Origin of the sequence: Corynebacterium endometrii, assembly GCF_004795735.1 — a bacterium.
Taxonomy (GTDB): Bacteria; Actinomycetota; Actinomycetes; order Mycobacteriales; family Mycobacteriaceae; genus Corynebacterium; species Corynebacterium endometrii.
Genome location: NZ_CP039247.1, coordinates 403,414 through 429,950 on the forward strand (window position 1 = coordinate 403,414; position 26,537 = coordinate 429,950).

Annotated in this window: 30 protein-coding genes and 1 pseudogene; 21 read left to right on the plus strand and 10 right to left on the minus strand. The window is 59.7% G+C overall.

Going from position 1 to position 26,537, the window contains the following annotated elements:
- Positions 1 to 142: 142 nt before the first annotated feature.
- From CENDO_RS01785 to tuf, 8 genes are all read left to right on the plus strand, one after another.
- A complete protein-coding gene (locus CENDO_RS01785; RefSeq protein WP_136140505.1) occupies positions 143 to 772 on the plus strand; it encodes an ECF transporter S component in 630 nt (209 codons plus the stop codon).
- 3 nt (positions 773 to 775) lie between these two features.
- Complete coding sequence (locus tag CENDO_RS01790; RefSeq protein WP_136140506.1) at positions 776 to 2,203, plus strand: ABC transporter ATP-binding protein; 1,428 nt, start codon at positions 776 to 778, stop codon at positions 2,201 to 2,203.
- Positions 2,175 to 2,963, plus strand: a complete 789-nt coding sequence (locus tag CENDO_RS01795; protein WP_136142095.1) for an energy-coupling factor transporter transmembrane component T family protein — start codon at positions 2,175 to 2,177, stop codon at positions 2,961 to 2,963. Before CENDO_RS01790 ends, CENDO_RS01795 begins: the two co-directional genes overlap by 29 nt.
- A gap of 209 nt (positions 2,964 to 3,172) precedes the next feature.
- Complete coding sequence (locus tag CENDO_RS01800; RefSeq protein ID WP_136140507.1) at positions 3,173 to 3,754, plus strand: nucleoside/nucleotide kinase family protein; 582 nt, start codon at positions 3,173 to 3,175, stop codon at positions 3,752 to 3,754.
- A 288-nt stretch (positions 3,755 to 4,042) separates the two neighbouring features.
- Complete coding sequence (gene rpsL, locus CENDO_RS01805) at positions 4,043 to 4,414, plus strand: 30S ribosomal protein S12 (RefSeq protein WP_046646811.1); 372 nt, start codon at positions 4,043 to 4,045, stop codon at positions 4,412 to 4,414.
- 6 nt (positions 4,415 to 4,420) lie between these two features.
- Entirely contained in the window at positions 4,421 to 4,888 is a 468-nt protein-coding gene (gene rpsG, locus CENDO_RS01810; protein ID WP_136140508.1) for a 30S ribosomal protein S7, read from the plus strand.
- A 237-nt stretch (positions 4,889 to 5,125) separates the two neighbouring features.
- Entirely contained in the window at positions 5,126 to 7,255 is a 2,130-nt protein-coding gene (gene fusA / locus CENDO_RS01815) for an elongation factor G (RefSeq protein WP_136140509.1), read from the plus strand.
- Between the two features lie 448 nt (positions 7,256 to 7,703).
- Positions 7,704 to 8,894, plus strand: coding sequence for an elongation factor Tu (gene tuf / locus CENDO_RS01820; RefSeq protein WP_136140510.1), 1,191 nt, complete (start codon positions 7,704 to 7,706; stop codon positions 8,892 to 8,894).
- Positions 8,895 to 9,178: 284 nt separating this feature from the next.
- On the opposite strand, the gene CENDO_RS01825 is transcribed toward tuf, so the two are convergent.
- From CENDO_RS01825 to CENDO_RS01840, 4 genes are all read right to left on the minus strand, one after another.
- Positions 9,179 to 10,897: an ABC transporter family substrate-binding protein gene (locus tag CENDO_RS01825; RefSeq protein WP_136140511.1), complete on the minus strand. Its 1,719-nt coding sequence runs from the start codon at positions 10,895 to 10,897 to the stop codon at positions 9,179 to 9,181.
- Between the two features lie 333 nt (positions 10,898 to 11,230).
- Positions 11,231 to 13,159: an ABC transporter ATP-binding protein gene (locus tag CENDO_RS01830; protein WP_136140512.1), complete on the minus strand. Its 1,929-nt coding sequence runs from the start codon at positions 13,157 to 13,159 to the stop codon at positions 11,231 to 11,233.
- Positions 13,160 to 14,182: an ABC transporter permease gene (locus tag CENDO_RS01835; RefSeq protein ID WP_136140513.1), complete on the minus strand. Its 1,023-nt coding sequence runs from the start codon at positions 14,180 to 14,182 to the stop codon at positions 13,160 to 13,162. It lies immediately after the preceding gene.
- A gap of 3 nt (positions 14,183 to 14,185) precedes the next feature.
- Positions 14,186 to 15,169, minus strand: coding sequence for an ABC transporter permease (locus CENDO_RS01840; protein WP_136140514.1), 984 nt, complete (start codon positions 15,167 to 15,169; stop codon positions 14,186 to 14,188).
- A gap of 335 nt (positions 15,170 to 15,504) precedes the next feature.
- Between CENDO_RS01840 and CENDO_RS01845 the strand changes: the two genes are divergently transcribed.
- The gene (locus CENDO_RS01845; protein ID WP_136140515.1) at positions 15,505 to 16,224 is read left to right on the plus strand and encodes a hypothetical protein; all 720 of its coding nucleotides are present in this window, start codon (positions 15,505 to 15,507) and stop codon (positions 16,222 to 16,224) included.
- 143 nt (positions 16,225 to 16,367) lie between these two features.
- On the opposite strand, the gene CENDO_RS01850 is transcribed toward CENDO_RS01845, so the two are convergent.
- Genes CENDO_RS01850 through CENDO_RS01875 form a run of 6 tightly spaced genes read right to left on the minus strand, consistent with a single transcriptional unit; the run spans position 16,368 to position 19,463 of the window.
- Positions 16,368 to 16,928 carry an alkaline shock response membrane anchor protein AmaP gene (locus tag CENDO_RS01850; protein ID WP_136140516.1) on the minus strand — a complete coding sequence of 187 codons (561 nt, stop codon included), beginning with the start codon at positions 16,926 to 16,928 and terminating at the stop codon, positions 16,368 to 16,370.
- Positions 16,921 to 17,499, minus strand: coding sequence for a DUF6286 domain-containing protein (locus CENDO_RS01855; protein ID WP_136140517.1), 579 nt, complete (start codon positions 17,497 to 17,499; stop codon positions 16,921 to 16,923). Before CENDO_RS01855 ends, CENDO_RS01850 begins: the two co-directional genes overlap by 8 nt.
- Positions 17,492 to 18,373: an Asp23/Gls24 family envelope stress response protein gene (locus CENDO_RS01860; RefSeq protein ID WP_136140518.1), complete on the minus strand. Its 882-nt coding sequence runs from the start codon at positions 18,371 to 18,373 to the stop codon at positions 17,492 to 17,494. The genes CENDO_RS01855 and CENDO_RS01860 overlap by 8 nt, the downstream gene beginning before the upstream one ends.
- On the minus strand, positions 18,370 to 18,564 hold the full coding sequence (locus CENDO_RS01865; RefSeq protein WP_136140519.1) for a hypothetical protein: 195 nt from the start codon (positions 18,562 to 18,564) through the stop codon (positions 18,370 to 18,372). Before CENDO_RS01865 ends, CENDO_RS01860 begins: the two co-directional genes overlap by 4 nt.
- A gap of 29 nt (positions 18,565 to 18,593) precedes the next feature.
- Complete coding sequence (locus CENDO_RS01870) at positions 18,594 to 18,920, minus strand: hypothetical protein (RefSeq protein ID WP_136140520.1); 327 nt, start codon at positions 18,918 to 18,920, stop codon at positions 18,594 to 18,596.
- Between the two features lie 3 nt (positions 18,921 to 18,923).
- Positions 18,924 to 19,463: an Asp23/Gls24 family envelope stress response protein gene (locus CENDO_RS01875; RefSeq protein ID WP_136140521.1), complete on the minus strand. Its 540-nt coding sequence runs from the start codon at positions 19,461 to 19,463 to the stop codon at positions 18,924 to 18,926.
- A gap of 663 nt (positions 19,464 to 20,126) precedes the next feature.
- On the opposite strand from CENDO_RS01875, the gene rpsJ reads away from it, so the two are divergent.
- The 12 genes and pseudogenes from rpsJ to CENDO_RS11120 form a co-directional block, all read left to right on the plus strand.
- A complete protein-coding gene (rpsJ, locus tag CENDO_RS01880; protein WP_136140522.1) occupies positions 20,127 to 20,432 on the plus strand; it encodes a 30S ribosomal protein S10 in 306 nt (101 codons plus the stop codon).
- Between the two features lie 44 nt (positions 20,433 to 20,476).
- A complete protein-coding gene (gene rplC / locus CENDO_RS01885) occupies positions 20,477 to 21,133 on the plus strand; it encodes a 50S ribosomal protein L3 (RefSeq protein ID WP_136140523.1) in 657 nt (218 codons plus the stop codon).
- On the plus strand, positions 21,130 to 21,795 hold the full coding sequence (gene rplD, locus CENDO_RS01890) for a 50S ribosomal protein L4 (protein ID WP_136140524.1): 666 nt from the start codon (positions 21,130 to 21,132) through the stop codon (positions 21,793 to 21,795). Before rplC ends, rplD begins: the two co-directional genes overlap by 4 nt.
- On the plus strand, positions 21,795 to 22,097 hold the full coding sequence (rplW, locus tag CENDO_RS01895; RefSeq protein WP_136140525.1) for a 50S ribosomal protein L23: 303 nt from the start codon (positions 21,795 to 21,797) through the stop codon (positions 22,095 to 22,097). Before rplD ends, rplW begins: the two co-directional genes overlap by 1 nt.
- A gap of 28 nt (positions 22,098 to 22,125) precedes the next feature.
- Positions 22,126 to 22,962, plus strand: a complete 837-nt coding sequence (gene rplB, locus CENDO_RS01900) for a 50S ribosomal protein L2 (protein ID WP_136140526.1) — start codon at positions 22,126 to 22,128, stop codon at positions 22,960 to 22,962.
- 13 nt (positions 22,963 to 22,975) lie between these two features.
- Positions 22,976 to 23,254, plus strand: coding sequence for a 30S ribosomal protein S19 (gene rpsS, locus CENDO_RS01905; RefSeq protein ID WP_040084843.1), 279 nt, complete (start codon positions 22,976 to 22,978; stop codon positions 23,252 to 23,254).
- 3 nt (positions 23,255 to 23,257) lie between these two features.
- Entirely contained in the window at positions 23,258 to 23,620 is a 363-nt protein-coding gene (gene rplV, locus CENDO_RS01910) for a 50S ribosomal protein L22 (RefSeq protein WP_136140527.1), read from the plus strand.
- Positions 23,620 to 24,366: a 30S ribosomal protein S3 gene (rpsC, locus tag CENDO_RS01915; RefSeq protein WP_136140528.1), complete on the plus strand. Its 747-nt coding sequence runs from the start codon at positions 23,620 to 23,622 to the stop codon at positions 24,364 to 24,366. Before rplV ends, rpsC begins: the two co-directional genes overlap by 1 nt.
- A 3-nt stretch (positions 24,367 to 24,369) precedes the next feature.
- Positions 24,370 to 24,786 (plus strand): 50S ribosomal protein L16, encoded by a 417-nt coding sequence (rplP, locus tag CENDO_RS01920; protein ID WP_136140529.1) that lies wholly within the window; start codon positions 24,370 to 24,372, stop codon positions 24,784 to 24,786.
- A complete protein-coding gene (rpmC, locus tag CENDO_RS01925) occupies positions 24,786 to 25,016 on the plus strand; it encodes a 50S ribosomal protein L29 (RefSeq protein WP_136140530.1) in 231 nt (76 codons plus the stop codon). The genes rplP and rpmC overlap by 1 nt, the downstream gene beginning before the upstream one ends.
- Positions 25,016 to 25,285: a 30S ribosomal protein S17 gene (rpsQ, locus tag CENDO_RS01930; protein ID WP_136140531.1), complete on the plus strand. Its 270-nt coding sequence runs from the start codon at positions 25,016 to 25,018 to the stop codon at positions 25,283 to 25,285. The genes rpmC and rpsQ overlap by 1 nt, the downstream gene beginning before the upstream one ends.
- Before the next feature lie 147 nt (positions 25,286 to 25,432).
- Positions 25,433 to 26,515: pseudogene (locus CENDO_RS11120) on the plus strand (helix-turn-helix domain-containing protein); the annotation flags it as partial.
- Between the last annotated feature and the right edge of the window lie 22 nt (positions 26,516 to 26,537).

Sequence of the window (26,537 nt, forward strand, 5' to 3'; positions counted from 1 at the left end):
AGCGGCGTTGCGCTTAAAGCGTGGACTTTACAATTACACATACACGGGTGCCTAACGGCCGCGCACCGCGGCCGGGCTGAGATTCCGCAGAAGGCGGGAACCGTTGAACCTGATCCGGGTAATTCCGGCGAGAGGAAGAATCATGACAAATACAGGGACTAGTGCGCCTGCCCGCAGGCAATCCAAGGGCTGGCGAGTGGTAGACATCATCGTGGCCTCCATCCTGGCGGTAGCCTGTGCGCTGCTGTTCGTGGTGTGGAACACCGTGGGCTACGCCGGATTCAATGCGCTAGACGCGCTCACCCCGGGCTTCGGTGGCCTGATCACGGGATTCTGGCTCATCGGCGGCGTATTGGGCGGCATCATCATTCGCAAGCCGGGCGCCGCACTTTACGTCGAGGCGCTCGCCGCTTCCCTTTCCGCCGCGCTGGGTAGCCAGTGGGGCGTGGAGACCCTCTACTCCGGGATCGTGCAGGGCTTAGGCGCCGAACTCATCTTCGCCATCTTCCTGTACAAGCGATTCGGCCTGGGCGTTTCGATGCTGGCTGGTGCTGGCGCGGGCGTGGCCGCGTGGTGCCTGGAGCTAGTCACCAGTGGAAACATCGCCAAATCTTTGGAATTCAACCTTATCTACCTTGGCTGCACGGCCCTGTCCGGCGCGATAATGGCTGGCCTGGTTGGGTGGTTGCTTACCCGAGGGCTAGCCGCCACCGGTGCGCTTGACCGATTCGCCGTGGGGCGCGAGTCACGAAATGCCCGTTCCGCCCGCTAAGCAATGGCGATAAACAGTGGGACCAGGGTTGAAGCCCAGGGGTTTGGGTGGACCCATGCCGGGCGTGACCGAGCGGCGCTGCGCAATATCGACCTGGTGATCGAACCAGGGGAGAAGGTATTACTGTGCGGCGATTCCGGTTCGGGTAAATCCACCCTGCTCGCCGCCATAGCAGGCGTCCTCGGCGGGCCAGATGAGGGTGAACAGCAGGGCGTTGTGCGGCTCGTCGATTCGGCCGGCCATGCCGAGCAGCCGGGTGGATCCATCCCCGTTGGCCTAGTCCTCCAGGATCCGGATAGCCAGGTCATCGCCGCGCGCGTGGGGGATGACGTGGCCTTTGGATGCGAGAATCTGGGCCTGCCTCGGCACGAGATCTGGAAGCGCGTGGATGAAGCCCTGGACTCGGTGGGCCTGGGTGTGGGCCTCGATTTTCCCACCGCGCAGCTTTCAGGCGGGCAGAAGCAACGCTTGGCGCTGGCGGGGGTGATGGCTATGGGCGCTGGGCTCATCCTGCTCGACGAACCCACTGCGAATCTGGATCCCGCAGGCGCCCTGGCGGTACGCGAGGCCGTGGCGAAGGTAGCGGAGGTTACCGGCGCCACGCTGATTGTGGTCGAGCACAAGTTTGAGCACTGGGCCGAACTCCTTGACCGGGCCGTGCTGATTGAGGACGGTGCTATTGCCGCGGACGGCGATTTTGCCGCCGTGACCGCGGGCCGCGAGATTACCGGACTCCCCGTGGCCACACCCGTGGCGGGCGGTGATTATGCCTTGTGGGCTAAAGACCTGGTTACCCAATGGGGGCCGGCTCGCAACTTAGGCTTTATTTCCGGCGCGTCTAACGTTGTCACTGGTGCCAATGGTGCGGGAAAGACCACGTTGTTGATGACCATGGCGGGGTTACTGCCGGCTAGATCCGGTGAGATTGGGGTAGCGGAGACCGTGCGCAGCGGGCTTAAGGGCTCCCCGCTAACTTGGAAATCCCGGCAGCTAGCCAGGCGAATAGGCACGGTGTTTCAGAACCCGGAGCATCAGTTCGTCACGCGTTCCGTCTACGAGGAACTCCTGGTGAGCTCCAAGGTCATGGGGAGGGACGTGGATGCGGCGCGGGTGGAAGAGCTCGTGGAACGCCTGCGGTTGAGCGCCTTGGCCGAGGCCAATCCATTTACCTTAAGCGGCGGAGAAAAGCGCCGGCTATCCGTGGCTACGGCACTGGTGGCCTCGCCGGCCGTGCTGCTGCTAGACGAGCCCACCTTTGGCCAAGATCCAACCACCTTCGTGGAGCTGGTTGGGCTCCTTAGGGGGTTAGTAGATGACGGGGTGACCATCGCCTCGGTAACCCACGATGAACTCTTTATTCGGGCGCTGGGAGATTGGCGGGTTGAGATTACCGGAACCGGACATGATTGGCCGGGGGAGGGGCGTGGATAGGTTGAGCAGGCTAAACCCCTTGACGCGTTTGGCGTTGATCGTAATCGTAACCACGCCGCTGCTGCTAAGCATTGACTGGGTAAGCGCTTCCGTTTCGCTGGCCCTGACCCTCGTTCTGGTTCCATTCGTGGGAATGACCTACACGCAGCTGTGGCGGGCGGGGTGGCCACTAGCGCTCATCGCGCCGCTATCGGCGGTATCCATGCTGCTTTACGGCGCCCCGGGCGGCACCGAATACTTCAGCTTCTGGCTGGTGAAAGTGACCTCTAATTCCGTGGAGCTGGCCATAGCTATGGCGCTGCGCGTGCTGGCCGTGGCGCTTCCGGTCATTGTGTTGGCGCGTGGGATTGACCCTACTCGGCTGGGTGATGCGTTGGGGCAGATTCTGCGCTTGCCGGAACGCTTCGTCCTTGGCGCCGTGGCGGGACTGCGCATGATCACCTTGTTTAAGGATGACTGGTCTTCGATGGAGCGAGCCCGGCGGGCAAGGGGGCTGGGCGATGAGGGAAAAATAAAGCGCTTCGCGACCATGACCTTTGGCCTGCTAGTTCTGGCACTTAGGCGCGGAGGCAAGCTGTCCACCGCGATGGAGGCGCGGGGGTTTGGGCGTGCGCCGGTGTATGCACAGTCACGGACATGGGCCCGTGAGTCTCGCATGGGGACGGCGGATTACTGGGCACTGGCCGTAGGTTTGCTGGTGGCCGCGGCGCCGGTCGTGGTTTCCGTTGCGTCCGGGGCTTGGCGGTTCCTAGGCATGTAGCGCCCTATGCTTGCTGCTGGCCGAGGGGCGGGGATGCTGGACGCGTGTGGGAAAGAAAATAAAGCCAGGCGCCGCGTTATCCGCGTCGGAGCTGGTGGTATTTTCGATAGAAAGTAGCGGCTGGAGAACCTTTGGGCTCCCGCTGCTGCGGGGCCGGGTTATCGGCAGGACACAGACTTTTCCCAAAGAGGATAGATGGGGCCTAGGCCATGGAGAAACACACTCGCGACGAGGAGTTTACGGCGGAAGTAGAGCGCCTGGTGGGGGAGATCATCCGGGCAGCGCAGGATCGAAAACGCCCGTTTAAACCGGTAACGGTGCTGGTGGATGGGCCCTCGGGCGCGGGGAAGACCTGGTTGTCCGCCACCCTGTCGGAGCGGACTGGCTGGCGAACCGTTCACCTCGACGAGTTTTATCCCGGCTGGAAGGGCCTGCAAAAGGGCTCGGCGATGGTCGCGGAACAAGTATTGCGCAAAAACAACCCGGGCTACTGGCGCTGGGATTGGGATGCCAACCTGCCGGGGGATTGGGCCTCCTTGGACGCGCGCGATGAACTGATCGTGGAGGGCGCCGGGGCGATTACCAAAGAGTCAATTGCCGCGGCGGAAGAGCGTGGCGGGGTGGTCACGGTTTACGTCGACGGTCCCGTTGAGTTGCGCAGGGAGCGTGCGATAAAGCGCGATCCGGGCTACGAGCCCTGGTTTGAGGACTGGGCGGAACAGGAAAAGGCTCACTTCGCGGTCTGGGGACCGGAGGGGATCGAACCAGAAATCGCCTGGCGATGGGAATAGAAGGCGCTTGCCGGCCTGCGTGACTGGCCGCCGGCGGTAGGCGATAGCCGCAGAGGGAAACTCCCCCATAGAGATCGAAATAACGTTTTGATCTGCGGCTTTAGATGTGTTAAGTTAGACGGCGGTTCGCCTGCAGAATCTGCAGCGCGAAGGTCTGATCATTTATTGGCCGCAGGCTAGTGAAATGTTCTGGACATGCGGAAGGGCCCCGGAAAAGAGCCCCTATTTTTGCATGTTTAGGTCTTTTGCCTCGCCTGGCAGGCTGAAACTCAATAGAAAGACTGGTTAATGCCAACTATTCAGCAGCTGGTCCGCAAGGGCCGCCACGATAAGCGCTCTAAGGTAGCCACCGCAGCGCTGAAGGGTTCCCCTCAGCGTCGTGGTGTTTGCACCCGCGTGTACACCACCACTCCTAAGAAGCCTAACTCCGCACTGCGTAAGGTAGCCCGTGTTCGCCTTACCTCCGGCATCGAGGTTTCCGCTTACATCCCAGGTGAGGGCCACAACCTCCAGGAGCACTCCATGGTGCTCGTACGTGGTGGTCGTGTGAAGGACCTCCCAGGTGTTCGTTACAAGATTATCCGCGGCGCACTGGATACCCAGGGCGTTAAGGACCGTAAGCAGGCTCGTTCCCGCTACGGCGCAAAGAAGGGACAGTAATCAACAATGCGTAAGAATGCTGCACCAAAGCGTCCAGTAGTTAAGGACCCTGTATACAACTCCGAGCAGGTAACCCAGCTCGTCAACAAGGTTCTCCTGGACGGCAAGAAGTCCACCGCTGAGCGCATCGTTTACGGCGCTCTGGAGATCTGCCGCGAGAAGACCGGCACCGAGCCAGTAGGCACCCTGGAGAAGGCACTGGGCAACATCCGCCCGGATCTCGAGGTTCGCTCCCGCCGCGTCGGTGGCGCTACCTACCAGGTTCCGGTTGAGGTTCGCCCTGGCCGCGCAAACACCCTTGCACTGCGCTGGCTCGTAACCTTCACCCGTCAGCGCCGCGAGAACACCATGACCGAGCGTCTCGCCAATGAGATTCTGGACGCCGCTAACGGTCTTGGCGCTTCCGTCAAGCGCCGCGAGGACACCCACAAGATGGCTGAGGCAAACCGCGCGTTTGCTCACTACCGCTGGTAGTCCTTGGCATGAGTTTTATGACCCAGGCTCACTGAGTGGCCGCGGCCTCGTGGTGACGGGGATCCGCCGCCGGTTGGTGCTGAGCCCGGGTCATTTTGCTAAAGACCACGCGTGTAGGGGAAGCCTTACACCACGGCATTTTCGTTAAGCCGGACTTGATTACCGCTGCCGGAATTGCCGAGACGTGGCACAATGGAACAACGAAATTATCCGATTACATGAGTTGGAGTAATAAACGTGGCACAACAAGTGCTTAAGGACCTCAACAAGGTCCGCAACATCGGCATCATGGCTCACATCGATGCTGGTAAGACCACAACCACCGAGCGCATTCTCTTCTACACCGGTATCAACCGTAAGGTCGGCGAGACCCACGACGGTGCATCCACCACGGACTGGATGGAGCAGGAGAAGGAGCGCGGCATCACCATTACGTCCGCTGCCGTCACCTGTTTCTGGAACAACAACCAGATCAACATCATCGATACCCCGGGGCACGTGGACTTCACCGTTGAGGTTGAGCGCTCCCTGCGCGTCCTCGATGGAGCAGTCGCCGTCTTCGACGGTAAGGAAGGCGTAGAGCCTCAGTCCGAGCAGGTTTGGCGTCAGGCCGCTAAGTACGACGTTCCCCGTGTCTGCTTCGTCAACAAGATGGACAAGATGGGTGCTGACTTCTACTTCACCGTAGACACCATCGTTGAGCGCCTGGGTGCTAAGCCACTGGTTATGCAGCTGCCGATCGGCGCTGAGGATGACTTCGACGGCGTAGTAGACCTCCTTGAGATGAAGGCTATTACCTGGCGCGGCAAGGTAGAGACCGGTGCCGAGCCAACTATCGAAGAGATTCCAGCCGACCTGCAGGAGAAGGCTGAGGAGTACCGCGAGAAGCTCATCGAGACCGTTGCCGAGTCCGACGAAGAGCTCATGGAGAAGTACTTCGGCGGCGAGGAGCTGACCCTTGAGGAGATCAAGGGCGCTATCCGTAAGCTCACCGTTAACTCCGAGATCTACCCAGTTCTGTGCGGTTCCGCATACCGCAACAAGGGTATCCAGCCTCTGCTGGACGCGGTTGTTGACTACCTGCCTCACCCACTGGACATCGGCGAGGTTAACGGCCACGCTGTGGGCAACGAGGACGAGGTCATCACCCGTAAGCCTTCCGTAGAGTCCCCATTCGCTGCGCTGGCATTCAAGATTGCCGCTCACCCATTCTTCGGCACCCTGACCTTCATCCGCGTGTACTCCGGCCAGGTTGTGCCGGGTACCGAGGTGATGAACTCCACCAAGTCCAAGAAGGAGCGCATCGGCAAGCTGTTCCAGATGCACGCCAACAAGGAGAACCCTGTTGAGCAGGCAGACGCTGGCAACATCTACGCCGTCATCGGCCTGAAGGAAACCACCACCGGCGACACGCTGTGTGACAAGGACAACCAGATCATCCTGGAGTCCATGGACTTCCCGGATCCAGTTATCAAGGTTTCCATCGAGCCAAAGACCAAGGCAGACCAGGAGAAGCTGGGTACCGCTATCCAGAAGCTCGCCGCCGAGGATCCAACCTTCACCGTCGAGCTCGATGAAGAGACCGGCCAGACCGTTATCGGCGGCATGGGCGAGCTCCACCTCGACGTTCTGGTTGACCGCATGAAGCGTGAGTTCAAGGTCGAGGCAAACGTTGGTGCGCCTCAGGTTGCCTACCGCGAGACCATCCGCAAGAAGGTCGAGTCCCTGGACTACACCCACAAGAAGCAGACCGGTGGTTCTGGTCAGTTCGCGAAGGTTATCGTCACCATCGAGCCTTACAACCCAGACCCAGCAACCCTGGAAGAGGGCGAGTCCGCTACCTACGCATTCGAGAATGCCGTCACCGGTGGTCGCGTTCCACGCGAGTACATCCCATCCGTTGACGCTGGTATCCAGGATGCAATGCAGTACGGCTACCTTGCAGGCTTCCCACTGGTTAACATCAAGGCAACCCTGGAAGACGGCGCTTACCACGACGTTGACTCCTCCGAAATGGCCTTCAAGCTCGCTGGATCCCAGGTGCTGAAGGAAGCCGTTGCCAAGGCAAAGCCAGTACTGCTCGAGCCGGTTATGGCCGTTGAGGTCACCACCCCTGAGGAGTTCATGGGCACCGTTAACGGTGACATCTCCTCCCGCCGTGGCCAGGTTTACGCAATGGAAGACCGCTCCGGCGCAAAGGTCGTTAAGGCTAAGGTTCCGCTGTCCGAGATGTTCGGCTACATCGGCGACCTGCGTTCCTCCACCGCCGGCCGCGCAAACTTCTCCATGGTCTTCGACTCCTACGCTGAGGTTCCTTCCTCCGTAGCCCAGGAGATCATCGAGGAGCGCACCGGCAACAAGGCTTAATCCCCTCTGGAAAGCCTTGAACGGGGCTAATGATTATTAGCCCCGAACGCCTGGGATCCTTAGTTGGTCGCAGCTCGCCAGTAGTGCGGCCAGGTAAGAATCCGGCTGAGGCGTTAATCGGGGAGTAGCGGTCCGGGCTGAGCTCGCGAAAGCCCTTAGGGTGCGAAGCGCGGGCTGAGCCGGCCGTTACTCTCCAAACTAAGATCCACCATGGATTCTTGTGCGGAAAAGTACGTCCGTGAGAGTTTTTCCACGGACATATCGAATTCCTATGGATTCGGTTTGAAAAATCCGTGGCATAAATCTAGGATCGTGTAACTGGCACGTAAAGAAAGCGTCATTAGCGCTTCGAGCTCCGGTTTAGGCCGGTGAGCGGGTGCCAATGACAATGTTAAAACCACGTGGCTGCGAACGTCGTAGCCACCTATGAAGTCCAGGAGGACAAACAGTGGCAAAGGAGAAGTTCGAGCGTACGAAGCCGCATGTGAACATCGGCACCATCGGACACGTCGACCACGGCAAGACCACCACCACCGCAGCGATCACCAAGGTTCTGGCTGACCAGTACCCTGAGGAGAACGAGGCATTCGCATTCGATCAGATCGATAAGGCTCCTGAGGAGAAGGAGCGCGGTATTACCATCAACATCTCCCACGTTGAGTACAACACCCCTAAGCGCCACTACGCACACGTAGACGCACCGGGCCACGCTGACTACATCAAGAACATGATCACTGGTGCAGCTCAGATGGACGGCGCAATCCTGGTTGTTGCTGCTACCGACGGCCCAATGCCTCAGACCCGCGAGCACGTTCTGCTGGCTCGCCAGGTTGGCGTTCCTTACATCCTCGTTGCACTGAACAAGTGCGACATGGTTGACGATGAGGAAATCATCGAGCTCGTTGAGATGGAAATCCGCGAGCTGCTCGCCGAGCAGGAGTTCGACGAGGACGCTCCAATCATCCACATCTCCGCTCTGAAGGCTCTTGAGGGCGACGAGAAGTGGGTACAGGCTGTCGTTGACCTCATGCAGGCTTGCGATGACTCCATCCCAGACCCAGAGCGTGAGACCGACAAGCCATTCCTGATGCCTATCGAGGACATCTTCACCATTACCGGCCGCGGCACCGTGGTTACCGGTCGTGTTGAGCGCGGTCAGCTGAACGTCAACGAGGACGTTGAGATCATCGGCATCAAGGAAAAGTCTCAGACCACCACCGTTACCGGTATCGAGATGTTCCGCAAGATGATGGACTACACCGAGGCTGGCGACAACTGTGGTCTGCTGCTTCGTGGCACCAAGCGTGAGGACGTTGAGCGTGGCCAGGTTGTTATCAAGCCAGGCGCTTACACCCCTCACACCAAGTTCGAGGGTTCCGTCTACGTCCTGAAGAAGGAAGAGGGCGGCCGCCACACCCCATTCATGGACAACTACCGTCCACAGTTCTACTTCCGCACCACCGACGTAACCGGCGTTGTGCACCTCCCAGAGGGCACCGAGATGGTTATGCCTGGCGACAACGTTGAGATGAGCGTTGAGCTCATCCAGCCAGTTGCTATGGATGAGGGTCTGCGCTTCGCTATCCGCGAGGGCTCCCGCACCGTTGGCGCTGGCCGCGTTACCAAGGTTCTGGACTAATTTAGGAAGCTCCCAGAGCGCCTAAAGAGTCCTCACCTTAACCGGTAGAGCTTAAGCCGCCCCATTCTTTGACTTCGGTCACTGAATGGGGCGGCTTTTTGTTGTCCTAACCCCTATGGATTCAGCTGTAGATCTGCCGGGTGGGGTAGCAGTGTGGGCCGGCGCCAGATAATGATGCCGTAGGCGTCGCTAGAATTGAATGAGGGCCCTTTCGCGGGAAAGCCTGTTTGTGGCTTCCGCGAAGGGCCCTCGGCGCTACCTAAAGCGGCAGGGTGGGATTGTAGTTACTCCTTGGCCCAGCCGATGTTTTCTTTTGGTAGGACGGCGAAGCCGGCGGCTCCCATGTTCGCCAGGCCCTTCTTTACCGCAACGTAGGAAGGACCGTTTGCCCATGGGAGCAGTCCGTACTGCGCGAAGGCTTCCTTCTCAAGCTCGTTGGAGCGCTCGATTTGTTCCTCGGCGGTAGGCAGCTGCTGGAGTTCCTTGATCTTCTCATCCAGTTCTGGGGTGCCGGTGCCGGACATGTTCAGGTCAGAATCGGAATTGTAGATCTGACCGAAGTAGGCCACGCCGAACGGATCGGATGAGGCGAAGCCGGAGAAGAACATATCGAAGTCACGCTCAGAGGTGATATCAGAGAACTCGGAGGACGGCTTGTTATCGATGGTCATCTCGATGCCGATATCCTTGAGCATCTTCTGGGTAGCCAGGGCGATGGACTTAGAGACCTCATCGTCGCCAACTACTACGTAGCGGATGGACAGCTGCTCGCCGTCCTTCTCGTAGTACTCAGCGTCGTTGAGGGTGTAGCCGGCCTCTTCGAGGATGGACTTGGACTTTTCCGGATCGTAGGAGATTAGATCCGCCAGGTTGTCCTCGTAGTCTTCCTGGGTGGAGAAGAGGATGAGTGAGCCCGGCAGCTCCTCGGAGTAGCCCATGCCGTTGTAGCGAATCTGGGCTAGCTGGGAGCGGTCGATGCCGTTGAAGATTGCCTCGCGGACCTTGATGTCTGCCAGCGCGGGGGCGTCGGAGTTCAGGGTGAATAGGGCGTTGGAAGGCTGCAGGGCTGCGCGTACGTCGATGGCGTCACCCATGGAGGCCGCGACCTCGAGGTTCTCGCGGTTGCCAACACCAGCGGCGTCAATTTCGCCGGCCTCGAAGGCGTTGATTGTCGCTTGGGACTCCATCTGGCGGTAGGTCACCTTATCGAGTTTCGCTTCGTCACCCCACCAGTTGTCGTTGCGGGTGAAGACCACGGTGCCGGCGTTGAAGTCAACGGATTCTACCTTGAATGGGCCCGCGCCATATTCAGGCTTGAGGTTGTTGAGGTACTCATTGTCGAACTTCTCAGGCGTGTTGATCTCCGGGTGCAATACGTTGTTGAACAGACCCTGCCACCATGGGTACGCAGTGGAGAACTTGACGATAACCTCGAAGTTATCGGCACCCGCCTCGACGGTCTCGATGAGTTCGTAGCCGTCGGTGGAGTTCGGGGTGACGGCAGCGTTGGAGCCGTTGTTCATCTCCCAGGTGTTCTTGAAGGCTTCGATGTCGATAGGGGTACCATCATTGAACTTAGCCTCAGGGTTGAGCTTATAGGTGACAACCGTCTTGTCATCTTCAACGCTCTCCTCCGCGGAGAGGACGTACGCTTCATTAGGGGAGTAATTGCCCGCGCCATCGAAATTGGCCAGCACCGGGTTGTACCAGTTCCACACCGCCCTGGTGTCAGAGGTCATGTTTGCGTGGAATGCATTTTGCTGCTGCGTTAGCTCACCCAGGGCAAGGGTCAGCTCGCCGCCGTCTTGGATCTGGTCGCGCTCGAGTGGGTTGTAGTCTCCTTCGGGGTTGACCTCGATATCGAGGCCCTCGGGCGCTGGCGACACGTTGGATGCACCAGCACCGTTTGAGTTACCGGCATCGCCACCACAAGCGGCGAGGGTCAGGGACAGTGCCGCCATAGTGGCAACACCGGCGAGGCGCAGGCGCTTAGTCTTCTGCATGAAATTACTCCTTTTGGTAGGGGTGTTAAATGAATACGCACCGCGGCCCGTTCGGATGTGTCGCAAGTCCGTATTCATCCAGGAATTAGCTAGTGGTCCTGGCCTTTAGCGTCGTGCCATGCAATTCACTGGAGGGGTTGTCAAGCGATATGAAGTTGTAAGTCATTGAAATCTTCAGTGGTGCGCTATGCAGTTTTGTTGATTTTTATCTGTTACCCGAAAGAATTTGACCGCTTCCCCTATCTTGCCACGCCCTACCCGGCTCGTCCCGGGCTTTGGGCTTTTAATTGGCAAGATAGGTAAAGCGAGGCGTTTACCTCGGGTGCTACTCCGCTAGCGTATGGATTTGTCCTCGACGGCCTGGGCCGCCAAGGCGTCTCGCCGTGTGCGCTTCTCGCGGGCTGCCACCGGGTCCGGGATGGGGATGGCGTCCAGCAGCTTCTTGGTGTATTCGTGCTGCGGGTTATCGAAGATGTCATCAACGTCGCCAAACTCGACGAATTTTCCCTTGTACATCACGGCGACACGGTCGGAAAGGTGCCGAACCACGGACAAGTCGTGGGCCACGAAGAGGTAAGTCAATCCCAGCTTGCGCTTCAAATCCTCGAGCAGATTGATGACGCCCGCCTGGATGGACACGTCCAGCGCGGACACGGGTTCGTCAAGGACGATGACCGAAGGATTGGTCGCTAGAGCGCGCGCCAAGCCAATGCGCTGGCGCTGGCCGCCGGAGAAGTGCCCGGGGAAGCGGTCGATCTGGGAAGAATCGAGACCAACGAGCCCCATCAACTCGGCCACGCGTGCATCCACGTCTCCTTCGTAGCCCAGGGAATTGAGGGGTTCGGCGATCACTTCGCGGACGGTTAGTCGCGGGTTCAGCGAGCTCATGGGATCCTGGAAGACAATCTGCAGATCCTTGCGGGCCTCGCGGCGCTCCGCGCTAGACATCGCACGCGCATCCTGACCATTGAGGGAGATCGAGCCATTCTTTGGGTTCAAATCCATGATCTCGAGCAGGGTTGTGGTCTTACCGCATCCGGATTCGCCGACGATTGCCATGCACTCGCCTTCGCGGATATCGAACGTTAAGCCGTCAACGGCCTTTACGGTACCCACCTTGCGTTTGACCAGGGATCCCTTGGTCAGGGGGAATTCCTTGCGCAAGTCCTTTACTTCCAGAGTGACCTTGCGGTCCTCACGCGCCACATTCGCGAACTTATCCTCGCTCAGCGGGGGAACCTTAAACAGTGATTCGCCGCCGATGCGCTTATCGTGAATCTCGTGGGAACGGATGCAGGCGGTTGCATGCCCGCTATTTTCATCCGAGAGCGGAAGCAGCTCGGGTTCGCGCTGCGAGCACTCCGGCAGCGCGACCGGGCAGCGATTGGCGAATTGGCACCGCTTGTCCAGGTCGACCAGGATCGGAGGGTTGCCGACGATAGGCGTCAATGGCTCCTCCGAGGAGACGTCGGGGCGCGGGGTAGAACCCAGCAGGCCCACCGTGTACGGCATACGTGGTTGAGAGAAGATGGTGTTGACATCGCCCCGCTCGACCGGGCGGCCCGCGTACATGACCATGACATCGTCGGCGGTTTCCGCGACCACGCCCATGTCATGGGTGATCATGATGGTCGCCGCGCCGGTCTCGCGCTGGGCGACGCGGATGACGTCCAAGATCTGGGCCTGGATAGTTACATCGAGCGCGGTTGTGGGCTCATCGGCGATGAGTACTCGGGGATTATTCGCGATGGCGATGGCGATCACCACTCGCTGGCGCATGCCGCCGGAGAACTCGTGGGGGAAGGATTTCAAGCGCATCTTAGGCTCGGGGATGCCCACGAGGTCCAACAACTCCGCCGCCTGCTTGAGCGCCGCAGCCTTCGGGATTTTCTGGTGCGTCTGAATCGCCTCGACAAGCTGGGTGCCGATATCGAACACGGGCGTTAGCGCGGACAAGGGGTCCTGGAAAATCATGCCGATGCCGTTGCCGCGGATAGCTGACATTTGCTTATCGCTAAGGCCTAGCAATTCGCGGTCATTGAGTTTGACTGATCCCTCCACCTTTGCGTAGTCCGGGAGCAGCCCCATAATGGCCATCGATGTCACGGACTTGCCGGAACCGGATTCGCCCACGATACCCAAGGTGCGGCCGGGGTAGAGGTCAAAGTCCACGCCCCGCACCGCGGACACGGAACCCGCCTCGGAGGGGAAGGAGACCTTTAGATCCTTGACGGAAAGTACTGGACTTGTTGGATTGGTCATTTAAGCCTTGCCTCCGGACTTCGAATTGGGATCTAGTGCATCGCGTAGGCCATCGCCGATAAAGGCCATGGACACGGTCAGTAGGGTGAGTGCGCCGGCCGGAAAGTAGAACAGCCACGGCGTTGAGCGCAGGGTGGCGGTGCCGCCCTGCAGGAGGGTGCCCAGCGAGACGTCGGGCAGCTTGACGCCCAGGCCGAGGAAGGAAAGCGCCGTTTCCGAACCGACGGTGCCGACGATGCCGAAGACAAACTGGATGATGAGAAGGGACCCGATGTTAGGGATGACGTGGCGTACGACGGTCGTGAAGCGGGAAACGCCCATGTACCGCGCGGCGCGGATGTAGTCCTGCTCGCGAATCGAAAGCGCCAGCGACCAGATGACGCGGGCCTGGTACATCCAGCCGAAGGCGATGAGAACCACGATGAGTAGGCGCCAGTCGCCGCCAGAGTCGCTGACCAGCAGGGCGATGATGAGGAAGGTAGGGACCGAGAGCAGGAAGTGGATAATCGCCAGCACGACCTTTTCCGGGGCCCCGCCCCATAGGGCTGCGCCGGCGCCGACCAGCGCCGAAATCACCAGGGTCGCGGCGGACACAATCACCGCGATGGTCAGGGAACGGCCGATGCCGTGGACGATCTGCGCGTAGAGGTCCATGCCGGAGTTGTCCGTGCCGAACCAGTGCTCGTCATTCGGTGGCACCGCGAGCGACAGGAAGTCAGGTTCGGTGTAGTGCCATTTTGCGAAAAACCCGCCGAAGATCGAGAACAACGCAAGGGCTAGGAAGATAATAAGCCCCACCACGGCCAGCTTGTTGCGGAAAAATCGGCGAATATACAGCTTGGCGCGTGACGTGCCTGAGGTTTCGGCGGCGTCGGCTGAGGCAAGCGCCTCGGCCTCCGCGGCGGTGAGCTGGTTGTGCGCGGCGACCTCGGCCTGCGGTGATAGCTCGCCGGTGCCCTTATCGGCCCGGGCCTTCAGTGGCTCGATACCCTTGGACTGCTGTGGTTTGTTAGGAGTAGTCATCTTTTAGCTCACCCTCACGCGTGGATCTAGGGCAACCACGACCAGATCGGCCAGGACTGCAGAAATAGCCGTCATTGCGGCGCCGAACGCGGCCACCGCCACTGCGCCGTTGATGTCATTTTTGGCAATGGTCTCGAGGAAGTACTGGCCCATGCCGTTCCAGCCGAAGATGCTTTCCGTCATCACGGCGCCCGTGAAGATGCCCGGGATGGAGAAGGCGACCGAGGTGGCCACCGGAATGATCGAGGTACGCAGCGCGTGGCGGCGGATTGCGGTGGTGCGGGTAAGCCCCTTAGCGCGGGCGGTACGGACGTAATCGGCATTCAGGTTGTCCAGCAGCAGGGTGCGCTGGGTCATGTGGTAGCTGGCGTAGGAGATGATGACCAGGGATATGGTCGGCAGGATCATGTGCTGTGCGGAATCGATGAGCTTATTCCAAAAGCCTTCGACGCCAATAGAGCTGGCGCCCACCACGTAAAAGATGCGGGTCCCGGTTATATCGTTAATCTTGATGGCCGCCCACACCACCGCGATGGAGGCCACGACAACGTGCGTGTTCATCGCGAAGATGGAGATACCTTGCCAGACACGGTCGCCGAGCTTGTACTGGCGCGAGGCGGTATACACGCCAACGGCGACGCCCAGAACGATGGAGATGACCGTCGCCAGGAGCAAAAGCTGGGCGGATACCCAGATGCGGTAAGAGATCTGTTCGTTGACAAAGTCGCCGACTGGGGAACGGCCCCAGTCCCAGCGGGTGATGATGCCGGTGAGCCACGTCCACCACCGCTCTAGCAGAGGGGTGTCAGGGTTGAGGTTGTAGGGCTCGAGAAGCGTAGATATCTGTTCATCTGACAGTGGAGGGCGGCGGCCCTCGTAGTTTGACCGCGGGTCTAAGAAGAACGAGGCCAGGAAATATGTCAGGTTCGTCGCCAGGAAGATCATCAGTAGCCAACCGACGGTCTTCCGGAATAGATATCTAAGCATGCAGTGCTCCACTTGAGTCGGAGTAGTACGTCATCGGGGATTCCCAGTGCTGAGCATCGCGGCGGGTGGCGCAGGCGACAAATCAACCACTAATAGAAATGCCTTGGGAAAGAATTTAGCGGGTTTGTTACCTAAACCACAATTATTACTGCTAGTGGTAGCGATCCCCTGTCGGTCGATAAATATTAAATGCGCGTAAAACCCCTCAAAGGCGTGCGTGCGCAGTGCGTTGGTGCGGGGCAATGAGCCACCGGGCGCGCGACGGCTTCCTGCCTACGATCGCCGTAGGCGAGGCATTGGTTGAGGCGCTTGGGAAGCGGCTAGGCTAAGATGCCATGCTTGACCCCACGAGAATTGAGCCCACCCTGGACGCCCTGCGCCGCGCGTGGGAAGGCCAGCCGGATCTGAGCCTGTCTACCTTATTTGGGATTCTGGCGGGTCAGGGCGTTGGATGGGGCGCCTCAGACGAGGCGCTGATCCAGGCTTTGGATTCGATGTCCGCGCAGCACCCGCCTCTGCTTCCACTGGGGGCTGACGGCCTAGCCAAGGGGGCTTGGCTTGCGACGTGCAATGGCGGACGCGTAATGGTGACGCTGACGCGGGATTCTAGCGGTGCTGCCTGCGTGATTGTTCGCCGAAGGGACAAATCCTCGACGTCGCCGGGCCAGCCGGTGGTGTGGAAATACGCGGGCTTGCGCCCCGCAGGACCCGGCCGCCCGCTAGTCATCAAGGATATGGATGGCATAGAGCACCGCCTGGGTGTGGTGGACCTCCTCACCGCTGTGCGCACTACCACGGCGCCCGCTGCGGAACTCGAGGGGCGCACGCGGCGCAGGATTGGCGATTCCTGCTACGTCATCCGCACCACCGAGGGACTGCTTTTGCTCGAACGGCGAGCCTACAACTTCACCACCGGCCGGCGAACCGTGGATTGTGATGCGATGGAGTGGTCCCGCGTGGAGCAGTGCCGCCCCGGCCAGCCGTTGATTCTGGCGTTACCTGGCGGCCGCCAGCGCGACTGCGGCGCGGTGGAAGAAGTATTCTTGGCCCAGTAGCGCCCAGTAGCGGCGGCCATTGGGGTCAAGGCTCCTTAGGGGTCGCTGCGGCGCACCGTGTAGTAACCGTTTCGCGTAGGTGCGCGGACGAGTAGGCCCCAACCACCTAAATCTATAAGTGGCTGGGGCCTGAAGCGTGTGTGCTACTTGACCGCCAGGTTGGCTGAATGCAGTCTGTAGACGGTTTCCACTTCTACGTCCGGCAGGGCCGCGCGGAAGTCGCGCTCGGTTTGCTCGATGAGTTCGCGCAGCTGCTTCGGATGCATTTCCGCGGCGGAGGTGACCGTGAAGGTCAACGTTGGACGCTTGCGGTCTAGGGCCACTTTGCGGTCACACTTGACGATGTTGGGGTGCTGCGCCAGGGATTGGGAAATGCCCTCGGCTATGCCCTGTATGGAAGCGGTGATCTTGCCTTTGTCCGACGAAGCCTCCGATACCACCCGGTCAAGCTTGTGCGGGCGCAGGTTGGCGATGAGCAGCCACAGCCCGCAAAACAGCAACAACAGGCTCGCACCGGCCAGGGCCCACGGCCACCAACCCGCCCCCGGAACGGCGGCCCATGCGTCATGGTCAACCCAGCGCGATGCCTCCACCGCGAGTGGCACATCGAAGTGCAGCAGGATGGGCCAGACGCCTAGGGCAAGCAGGACTAATCCCAGCACGAAGAACAGGATTCTCTCAAAAGTAGCCAGCCCCTTAGACATTGTTATCTACCTCCTGAGTCTGTTCGTAGTGCACGGTCAGCTCCGGGCGGGGACGCAATCCCTCAATCGTGTGTTCCAGCGCCGCGGTGGTGCGTTTCGCCAGGGTGGGGTCCTCAGCGTCACCGTTGATGATGACGCTGACCTTCTTGGCGGAGGTATTGCTCCGGGCGGCCGCCACTCCGGGCACGGTACGAGCCGCCGCCGCGACCCTGCGGGCCACATCGACCGGGCGCGTCCACATGCTGGTGATTTCTGTGGAGTAATCGATGTGCGTTGACTTGCGCGGTTTGAGCGCCACGAAGAGGAAGACGAGGCCCAAGGCTACGGCCCCGGCGCCCGCCCAGACCATCCAGTCCTGCAAAGCATCCGTTTCCATTATGGAGAAGAACCATTGCAGCCAGGATTGGGCATTGCCATCCCCGAAGAGCAACCAGGCCTCTCGGGCGGCAACGAAGGAAGCGCCCAGCAGCGCTATCGCCAACAGGACGGACCATGGGCGCACCGCCGGCGAAGGCTGGGGTTCCTGCCCTCGACGGTAGGGCAGGCTCTGACCGGATGAGTTCTCATTCATGGCGGCCTCCAGGTTGTGTGCGGATGCGGGTTGGTTCCACCCTGATGTCTTTAAGCTTTAACGGGCGGACTTCGATGGCGCGCAACGGCTGTGGCCGGGGCGCCTGGACTCGTACCGGATTAGACGGGCGCACCGTTACCGGCTTAAGCGGCGATGCCTTGGGAACGGAAACCGGCCGCGTCTGCATAGGCTTTGGGCGGCTTACAGGTACCAGCTCTTGCGGCTCAGGGGCGCTAACCGAACGCACGGGGGCCGGATTAGGGGTGCCGATAGTGCGGACCTCGACGGGGGCAATATCGCTCACGGACGGGCTGCGTACCTCCGCTCGCGGCGCGATAGTGGGGGAGGAGATCCCAAGGGGGTGCTTAACCACCACCGGCTTGAGTGATACCCTGCGCTTAACCTGAGGCTGCCACACGTTCGTGGGGGTTACCTGCGGGGCGCGCGCGGCGGCAACGGGGCGTGCGGCGAGATCTTGTTGGCTTACACGCTTGCCGGGCACGGTGCGGCCGATGGCCACGTTGACACGGGTGGTCTTAAATCCCAGGTAGGCGTCGATGGCCTCGGCCACGGCATCCTGCACGGCCACGGAAACATCCGTGATGGGGGAGGGCCACACGGTGGCGATGGCGCAGTCCACCGCGGCCACGTTCGCCTCCGGGTCGAGCTGCACGGCCACGCGAGGGTACGCCCTGCGGCTAAACCCGCCGAGCTTAGAGTCAACCGTGGCAATGCCGGGCACGGTTTTAATCGCCGCGGCCACCAGGCGTTCTACTGCGCGCATGGAAAAGGCGGTGCCACCATGGTCACCAATAGATGACTGGTTGGCCGGGTCTTCCCCGGTTCCGGTCTCAGGTGCGGCGGGAGAGGTCATGAAGCTCGGCCTTTGCCCACCAGGGTCTGGTACAACTCAACCAAGTTGATGCGCCCGTCAAAGTGGGCGCCGGCAATGGCGCCAATCAACGCGAAGATAACTGCGGTGAGAAAAAGCTTCCAGCCGCCCAGCACCAAAATCATAGCTATGGCTACGCCTAGAAGCGCGCCCAGCAGGGTGTAATTCTTCATTATGTTTTCCTCATTAACAAGGTGTGCTTCTACGCCGAGACATCAGCGAAGATGACGTCCACGGTAGTTATCTCTGGACAGGCAGACTGCACGGCCTCGCGGATCTGGGGTGTCAGGTCACGTAAAGGGGTGGCTTTTTCAAGCCCGCCCTGCGCGGATAGGTCCGCGATGACAAAAATCTCTAGGTGGGTGTCATCCTGTACGTGGGCCTTGCGCAGGCCCTTGATGCGCTCACCGGGGTAGAGCAGAGAGATTTCCCCGTAGCTGCCGCCGTACATGCCGGCGATTCCAGGTAGCCCGGCCACCGCCTCGGCGATAGCCTTAGCGCCGGCCTGGGTCAGCTCGAAACCAGACATGGGCTAGTTCTGGGGCGCAATGGCGGTTTCTGGGTCCTGCTCGTTGGCAGCTTCCTGCGGCAGCTTGACGTCAGTGACACTGACGTCTACGCGGTCTACCTCGAGTCCGGTCATGCGTTCCACGGCGGTCATGATGTTGCGGCGGATGGCCTCCGCGAGCTCGTGGATGGCGACGCCGTACTCGGCGATGATGGACACGTCAATATTGGCCATGCCATCGGCCACCGCGACGGAAACGCCCTGACGGACATCCTCCGAGGCGCCAAGGGACTCGCGGATGGAACCCAGCATGCGCGCACCGCCGCCGCCCAGGGCAGCCACGCCGGAAACCTCGCGCGCCGCGATGCCGGCGATCTTGGAGACCACCACGTCCTCAATGGCGGTGGTGCCGTGTTCCGTCTCCAAGTTCCTATTAATCTTGCGCTCCGGGACGGCGATATCCTGGGTGCCCGGGGTGCCTGGGGCGGCGGGTGCTTCTGCGACGGGGGCGTCGGCAGGAGTGGTTGCGTTTGCCGGGGTATTGGTTGCGGTGGAATCAGCCATGACGAGCCTTTCTTTGCGATTGTCCTAGTGCCCTCATGGTAACGCTTTTAGCCCGCAAGCGTCAGAAAGTGATTTTGAACACTGTTGCCTGAAAGGTTTGTGTTTAGGCCTGGGACGTGCTTAAATACAGGGGTTGCTTTAACAGAGGTAGCGGAAACGCGAACCGGATTTATCCGGCGCAGCGGGGAAGTTATCCCTGGTAAGGCGAACATGACACCTTTGATTCCGAATGCGTAATCATTAGTGAGCGCAGGCGGTAAGAAGGTCGGTCACACGGGCTAGGTCCGCGCTTTTAGCGCTTTAAGCAGAGACATCCCGTGAGGCTGGACCGGAGAAGGGGCATGGCAAATAAACAGCGGCAGTATACGAAATGGGTCATTTTCGGCTGTGTGGCGTTTCATCGCCGCGCGTAATGCGTGAAAACCGTCCCCTTCCGTGATTCTTATGACTTCGGGTCTCTTGTACCCCGTCACGAGCACTGCAAGATGGTTGTTTGCCGGCTTGTATCTCGTGGTCATCATGACAATCTAAGACAACTGGCGTTTGGCCTGGCCCTAGAGACCGGTACAACGTTATAGAGAAATCGAGAAAGCTTTTTCCCACCGCTTTACGCCCCGGATACGCCGGGTATGTGAAAGTGGGGAAGCGAGGAAGAGGATAAGCGTGGCGGGACAAAAAATCCGCATTCGGCTGAAGGCCTACGACCACGAGGCAATTGACGCTTCTGCAAAGAAGATCGTTTCTACCGTAACTTCTACGGGCGCTCGTGTTGTTGGTCCAGTGCCGCTCCCAACGGAGAAGAACGTATACGCCGTTATTCGTTCTCCACACAAGTACAAGGACTCTCGCGAGCACTTCGAGATGCGCACTCACAAGCGCCTCATCGACATTCTCGACCCAACCCCGAAGACCGTTGACGCCCTCATGCGCATCGACCTTCCGGCAAGCGTCGACGTCAACATCCAGTAGCCAACAGCTGCTGTCGAAGTAAATACTTTGGTGGAGAAGAATTAATGAGTGAAAACGAGATCAAGGGCATTCTGGGCAAGAAGCTCGGCATGACTCAGGTCTTCGACGAGGATAACCGCGTAGTACCGGTTACCGTCGTTGAAGCTGGTCCATGCGTAGTGACCCAGATTCGCACCGCAGAAACCGATGGCTACAACGCCATCCAGATCGCCTTTGGCGAGATTGACCCACGCAAGGCCAACAAGCCTGCCACCGGTCACTTCAAGAAGGCTGGCGTGACCCCACGTCGCCACGTTGCCGAAATCCGCATGGATGACACCTCCGCATACGAGGTTGGCCAGGACGTGACCGTTGACATCTTCGAGGGCGTAACCTTCGTTGACGTCACGGGCACCACCAAGGGCCACGGCTACGCAGGTGCTATGAAGCGCCACGGTTTTGCAGGTCAGGGTGCCTCCCACGGTAACCAGGCTGCACACCGTCGTGTTGGTGGCATCGGCGCATGTGCTACCCCAGCACGCGTCTTCAAGGGCAAGCGCATGGCCGGCCGCATGGGTCAGGACCGCGTTACTACCCAGAACCTGAAGATTCAGAAGATCGACGGTGAATCCAACCTGCTGCTCATCAAGGGTGCTATCCCTGGTGCTCGCGGCGGCCTGGTTACCGTCAAGACCGCAGTGAAGGGCGGTGCACACGCATGAGCAACCTCAAGCTAGACGTCCGTACTGCTGAGGGTAAGACCAACGGCTCTGTCGAGCTGCCGGCTGAGATCTTTGACGCAGAGGTGTCCATCGCTTTGATGCACCAGGTTGTCAACGCTCAGCTTGCTGCAGCACGCCAGGGCACCCACGCAACCAAGACCCGCGGCGACGTTCGCGGCGGTGGCCGTAAGCCATTCCGCCAGAAGGGCACCGGCCGTGCGCGCCAGGGTTCCATCCGTGCTCCTCACTACACCGGCGGTGGCACCGTTCACGGTCCACAGCCACGTGATTACGCACAGCGCACCCCTAAGAAGATGATCAAGGCCGCCCTGTTCGGTGCACTTACTGACCGTGCCCGCAACGAGCGCATCCACGTCATCGAGGAATTGGTTGCAGGCCAGGAGCCTTCCACCAAGAAGGCAAAGGCATTCTTCGCAGACCTAACTGACCGCCGCAACATCCTGCTGGTCATCGGTCGCGAGGATCTGACCGCCCGTCGCAGCGCCAACAACCTGCCTAACGTTCACATCATCGATGAGGGCCAGCTGAACACCTACGATGTTCTCAAGTCTGACGATGTTGTGTTCTCCGCAGAGGCACTGCACACCTTCATCTCTCGCGTATCCAACGCTCGCGATGAAGAGAAGAAGGAGGAGAAGTAATGGCTAAGATCGCCAATCCGCGCGATATCATCATCGCCCCGGTTGTCTCCGAGAAGTCTTACGGCCTCATGGAACAAAACACCTACACGTTCTATGTAGCCACTGACTCCAACAAGACCCAGATCAAAGATGCCGTAGAGCAGATCTTCGGCGTGAAGGTTGACTCCGTGAACACCGTAAACCGTGCAGGTAAGCGCAAGCGCACCCGCACCGGCTTCGGTACCCGTAAGTCCACCAAGCGCGCTTACGTGACGCTCCGAGAGGGCAGCGACGCTATCGACGTCTTCGGCGCTGGCGCCTAAGAAGAAAGTCGAGAAGTAAGGAAGAATTATGGCTATTCGTAAGTACAAGCCGACAACTCCGGGTCGCCGCGCATCCTCCGTTTCTGAGTTTGATGCACTGACCCGCTCCACTCCGGAGAAGTCCCTTCTCCGTCCGTTGAGCAAGACCGGTGGTCGTAACAACTACGGCCGCATCACCACCCGCCACATCGGCGGTGGCCACAAGCGCCGTTACCGTCTGATCGACTTCCGTCGCAACGACAAGGATGGCATCCCAGCGAAGGTCGCTCACATCGAGTACGACCCAAACCGTACCGCTAACATCGCCCTGCTCCACTACGTGGACGGTGAGAAGCGCTACATCATCGCTCCAAAGAACCTGCAGCAGGGGCAGATCGTGGAGTCCGGTGCGAATGCTGACATCAAGGTGGGCAACAACCTGCCACTGCGCAACATCCCAACCGGTACCACCATCCACGCTGTAGAGCTAAAGCCGGGCGCTGGCGCTAAGTTGGCTCGTTCCGCTGGCGCTTCCATCCAGCTGCTGGGTAAGGAAGGCAAGTACGCAATCCTGCGTATGCCATCCTCCGAGATTCGCCGCGTGGACATCCGCTGCCGCGCGACCGTGGGTGAGGTTGGCAACGCTGACCAGATGAACATCCGCTGGGGCAAGGCCGGCCGCATGCGCTGGAAGGGCGTTCGCCCAACCGTCCGTGGTGTCGTTATGAACCCGGTTGACCACCCACACGGTGGTGGTGAGGGTAAGACCTCCGGTGGTCGTCACCCAGTATCCCCATGGGGTAAGAAGGAGGGTCGCACCCGCAACCCTAACCGTTACTCCAACAACATGATCGTGCGCCGTCGTCGCCCGAACAAGAAGCGCTAAGAGGAGGTAAACAATGCCACGCAGCCTTAAGAAGGGCCCGTTCGTCGATGAGCACCTCCTCAACAAGGTGGATGCTCAGAATGAGGCCGGCACCAAGCAGGTCATTAAGACCTGGTCTCGCCGTTCGACCATTCTTCCAGATTTCATTGGCCACACTTTCGCCGTCCATGACGGCCGTAAGCATGTTCCAGTGTTTGTCGATGATTCCATGGTCGGCCACAAGCTGGGCGAGTTCGCACCAACCAAGACCTTTAAGGGTCACGTCAAGGACGATAAGAAGGGACGTCGATAAGCGATGAGTGACAACATCACCTCCGCATCCGCAACGGCCCGCTACGTCCGCGTTACCCCGATGAAGGCACGCCGCGTCATCGACCTGGTTCGCGGTAAGTCCGTAGCTGAGGCTCTTGCAATCCTGAAGTACGCACCTCAGGGCGCTGCAAAGCCAGTAGCTAAGGTAGTTGCTTCCGCAGCGGCTAACGCTGAGAACAACTTCGGCCTGGATCCACAGACCCTGGTTATCTCCGAGGCTTACGCCAACGAGGGTCCAACCATGCGTCGTTTCCAGCCACGTGCGCAGGGTCGCGCGTTCATCATCCGTAAGCGCACCAGCCACATCACCGTGGTTGTCGAGAGCCAGAAGGAAGGGGCCAAGTAATGGGCCAGAAGATCCATCCTCACGGCCTACGTTTGGGCATCACTTCCGACTGGAAGACCCACTGGTACGCCGACAAGGACTACGCAACCTACGTTGCTGAAGACATCAAGATTCGCGAATACCTCTCTAAGGGCCTCGAGCGCGCCGGCATCGCCGACGTAGTTATCGAGCGCACCCGCGACCGCGTCCGCGTTGACATTCACACCGCCCGTCCGGGCATCGTGATTGGTCGCCGCGGCGCAGAGGCTGACCGCATCCGCCGCGAGCTGGAAAAGCTCACCGGCAAGATGGTTGCGCTCAACATCCTCGAGGTCAAGCAGGTAGACGCAAACGCAACCCTGGTTGCTCAGTCCATCGCTGAGCAGCTGGTTAACCGCGTTGCTTTCCGCCGTGCAATGCGTAAGGCAATTCAGTCCGCTATGCGCCAGCCACAGGTAAAGGGCATCAAGGTCCTTTGCTCTGGCCGCCTTGGTGGTGCTGAAATGTCCCGCACCGAGCGCTACCACGAGGGTCGCGTTCCACTGCACACCCTGCGCGCAGAGATCGATTACGGCACCGCAGAGGCCCACACCACCTTCGGCCGCATTGGCATCAAGGTGTGGATCTACAAGGGTGACGTAGTTGGTGGCGTGCGTGAGTCCGAACTGAACGCTCCGTCGCAGGGCCGTGGCCGCGGCGACCGTAACGGTCGTCCTCGCCGCGGTGGCCAGCGTCGCCAGCGCGCAAATCAGAAGCAGGAGGGCTAATCCATGCTGATTCCAAAGCGCGTTAAGTACCGTCGCCAGCACCGCCCTACTCGTAGCGGCGTGTCCAAGGGCGGTAACCGCATCAACTTCGGTGATTACGCTATCCAGGCTCTGGAGCCTGCGTACATCACCAACCGCCAGATCGAGGCAGCTCGTATTGCCATTAACCGCCACGTCAAGCGTGGTGGCAAGGTCTGGATCAACATCTTCCCTGACCGTCCTTTGACCCAGAAGCCACTTGGCGTTCGTATGGGTTCCGGTAAGGGCCCAGTTGAGAAGTGGGTGGCCAACGTTAAGCCAGGCCGCGTACTTTTCGAGATGAGCTACCCAAATGAGGCTGTTGCACTCGAGGCTCTGCGCCGCGCTGGCCAGAAGCTTCCTTGCAAGGTCCGCATCATCAAGAAGGAGGACCAGTTCTAATGGCAACCGGTACCCCTGCACACGAGTTCCGCGAGCTCGATAACGCCGAGCTGGAGCAGCGTCTTGCAGATGCGAAGGAAGAGCTGTTCAACCTTCGTTTCCAGAAGGCCACTGGCCAGCTGACCAACAACCGCCGCATCGGAACCGTAAAGCGCGACATTGCGCGCGTGTACACCGTTCTGCGCGAGCGCGAGCTTGGTCTGTCCACCACTCCAGGAGCTGAGGCATAATGACTGACGTTAAGAAGGAAAAGGGCGCACGCAAGGTTCGCTCCGGCTACGTTATCTCTGACAAGATGCAGAAGACCATCGTAGTTGAGCTCGAGGACCGCAAGCAGCACGCCCTGTACGGCAAGATCATGCGCTCCAACTCCAAGGTGAAGGCGCACGATGAGGATGAGATCGCCGGCGTCGGCGACCGCGTCCGCATCGAAGAGTGCCGTCCGCTGTCCAAGGACAAGCACTACCGTCTCGTTGAAATCATCGAGAAGGCTAAGTAATTCCTTCGGGGCGCAACGCCCCGGCAGCTGAATTAACTTTCCGCACGAGCCCCGATACTTAGTTGTATCGGGGCTTTTGCGATCTTCTATTCCTCGGCGGATTCTAGGGATCGTCGAAACACCTGACCTTGATTGGTGGTGTTTGTGGTGTCGAGTCGTTGGGATCCTTCGCCGGAGGTGGTGGAGCAGCTGTGCGTCTTAGTCCACGGTGGCCGCAGCGTGTGTAGTGCCGCGACGGAATTGGGCCTTAGCCTGAATGTTGCTTATCGTTTAGCCCGCGAACTTCAGCTGCCTATTCGCAGTAAGAAGACTCTTTCCAGGCCAGATGCTCAACGCATTGAACAGCTGTGGAAGCAGGGCGTGAAGCCAATGCAGATTGCGTCCCGGCTCAATCTGACCCCGAGCGTGGTCTACCGCATTGGTATTGAGCGTGGCCTGTGGCACCGCAATCGGCATGGTCGTCGCGCAAACGCCACGTCACGTCGCTGTGAGTATTTGACGCTGCGGGTTAGCGCAATGGGCCGAAAGGACGCCGCAGAAGCCGTCGGGACCAATCCGCGCGACGCCCTCGATATCGACAAGGCAGTTATTAAGCTCAATCCTGTAGGACGCGTGCCGTTTGTCCCCGACGGACCCGATGTCGCGCTCTATAAAAGACTTATGCAGGTCTTGCCCTATGTTGACGGCCGCCTAGCAGTACCCGTCGAAGTCATCCCACAGCACGCAATAGACAAGCGCATCAGTTCACGGTATTTGTCCGTCGAGGAGCGCGAACTCATCGCCGATTTGCACCGTCAAGGCCTTGGTGTGCGTGCTATTGCCCGACGATTGGGACGCTCTGCTGGAACGATAAGCAAGGAAATGGCACGCAATCGCGACGAGTGTGGGCTGTATCTACCGCATGCAGCTCACAGGAAATCGGTGCTGCGCAGGTTTCGGCCAAAGCCACGCAAACTCGACACGAACGCGGCACTGCATGAGGTGGTGTGGTCGTTGCTGAAACAGCGGTATTCGCCGGTGCAGATTTCGAATCGGTTGCGTCTGGACTTCCCTGACGATGACACTATGAGGGTGTGTCCTGAAACTATCTACATGTCGTTGTTCTTCCAAGCTAAAGGGGAGCTGAAGAAAGAAATTGCTGCGTGCCTGCGTCAAGGCCGCGCCGTGCGCAAGCCTGGCAATCAGCGCATTCCACGTCAACGGTTTAGCGATCCCATGGTGATGAGGTCAAGTCCTGGGTAGTGGTGTATCT

What these genes read in the sequence shown, in the direction of transcription:
- CENDO_RS01875 (WP_136140521.1), bottom strand. Translation starts at nt 19,463, where the DNA reads ATGGCTGATTCCACCGCAACCAATACCCCGGCAAACGCAACCACTCCT.
- rplD (WP_136140524.1), top strand. Translation starts at nt 21,130, where the DNA reads ATGAGCAACCTCAAGCTAGACGTCCGTACTGCTGAGGGTAAGACCAAC.
- rpsG (WP_136140508.1), top strand. Translation starts at nt 4,421, where the DNA reads ATGCGTAAGAATGCTGCACCAAAGCGTCCAGTAGTTAAGGACCCTGTA.
- CENDO_RS01840 (WP_136140514.1), bottom strand. Translation starts at nt 15,169, where the DNA reads ATGCTTAGATATCTATTCCGGAAGACCGTCGGTTGGCTACTGATGATC.
- CENDO_RS01830 (WP_136140512.1), bottom strand. Translation starts at nt 13,159, where the DNA reads ATGACCAATCCAACAAGTCCAGTACTTTCCGTCAAGGATCTAAAGGTC.
- CENDO_RS01845 (WP_136140515.1), top strand. Translation starts at nt 15,505, where the DNA reads ATGCTTGACCCCACGAGAATTGAGCCCACCCTGGACGCCCTGCGCCGC.
- rpsS (WP_040084843.1), top strand. Translation starts at nt 22,976, where the DNA reads ATGCCACGCAGCCTTAAGAAGGGCCCGTTCGTCGATGAGCACCTCCTC.
- CENDO_RS01865 (WP_136140519.1), bottom strand. Translation starts at nt 18,564, where the DNA reads ATGAAGAATTACACCCTGCTGGGCGCGCTTCTAGGCGTAGCCATAGCT.
- CENDO_RS01860 (WP_136140518.1), bottom strand. Translation starts at nt 18,373, where the DNA reads ATGACCTCTCCCGCCGCACCTGAGACCGGAACCGGGGAAGACCCGGCC.
- rplB (WP_136140526.1), top strand. Translation starts at nt 22,126, where the DNA reads ATGGCTATTCGTAAGTACAAGCCGACAACTCCGGGTCGCCGCGCATCC.
- rpsC (WP_136140528.1), top strand. Translation starts at nt 23,620, where the DNA reads ATGGGCCAGAAGATCCATCCTCACGGCCTACGTTTGGGCATCACTTCC.
- CENDO_RS01785 (WP_136140505.1), top strand. Translation starts at nt 143, where the DNA reads ATGACAAATACAGGGACTAGTGCGCCTGCCCGCAGGCAATCCAAGGGC.
- rplP (WP_136140529.1), top strand. Translation starts at nt 24,370, where the DNA reads ATGCTGATTCCAAAGCGCGTTAAGTACCGTCGCCAGCACCGCCCTACT.
- rplW (WP_136140525.1), top strand. Translation starts at nt 21,795, where the DNA reads ATGGCTAAGATCGCCAATCCGCGCGATATCATCATCGCCCCGGTTGTC.
- CENDO_RS01850 (WP_136140516.1), bottom strand. Translation starts at nt 16,928, where the DNA reads ATGTCTAAGGGGCTGGCTACTTTTGAGAGAATCCTGTTCTTCGTGCTG.
- rplV (WP_136140527.1), top strand. Translation starts at nt 23,258, where the DNA reads ATGAGTGACAACATCACCTCCGCATCCGCAACGGCCCGCTACGTCCGC.
- CENDO_RS01825 (WP_136140511.1), bottom strand. Translation starts at nt 10,897, where the DNA reads ATGCAGAAGACTAAGCGCCTGCGCCTCGCCGGTGTTGCCACTATGGCG.
- CENDO_RS01870 (WP_136140520.1), bottom strand. Translation starts at nt 18,920, where the DNA reads ATGTCTGGTTTCGAGCTGACCCAGGCCGGCGCTAAGGCTATCGCCGAG.
- CENDO_RS01795 (WP_136142095.1), top strand. Translation starts at nt 2,175, where the DNA reads ATGATTGGCCGGGGGAGGGGCGTGGATAGGTTGAGCAGGCTAAACCCC.
- rpsQ (WP_136140531.1), top strand. Translation starts at nt 25,016, where the DNA reads ATGACTGACGTTAAGAAGGAAAAGGGCGCACGCAAGGTTCGCTCCGGC.
- CENDO_RS01790 (WP_136140506.1), top strand. Translation starts at nt 776, where the DNA reads ATGGCGATAAACAGTGGGACCAGGGTTGAAGCCCAGGGGTTTGGGTGG.
- CENDO_RS01800 (WP_136140507.1), top strand. Translation starts at nt 3,173, where the DNA reads ATGGAGAAACACACTCGCGACGAGGAGTTTACGGCGGAAGTAGAGCGC.
- rpsL (WP_046646811.1), top strand. Translation starts at nt 4,043, where the DNA reads ATGCCAACTATTCAGCAGCTGGTCCGCAAGGGCCGCCACGATAAGCGC.
- rplC (WP_136140523.1), top strand. Translation starts at nt 20,477, where the DNA reads ATGAGTGAAAACGAGATCAAGGGCATTCTGGGCAAGAAGCTCGGCATG.
- CENDO_RS01835 (WP_136140513.1), bottom strand. Translation starts at nt 14,182, where the DNA reads ATGACTACTCCTAACAAACCACAGCAGTCCAAGGGTATCGAGCCACTG.
- rpmC (WP_136140530.1), top strand. Translation starts at nt 24,786, where the DNA reads ATGGCAACCGGTACCCCTGCACACGAGTTCCGCGAGCTCGATAACGCC.
- CENDO_RS01855 (WP_136140517.1), bottom strand. Translation starts at nt 17,499, where the DNA reads ATGAATGAGAACTCATCCGGTCAGAGCCTGCCCTACCGTCGAGGGCAG.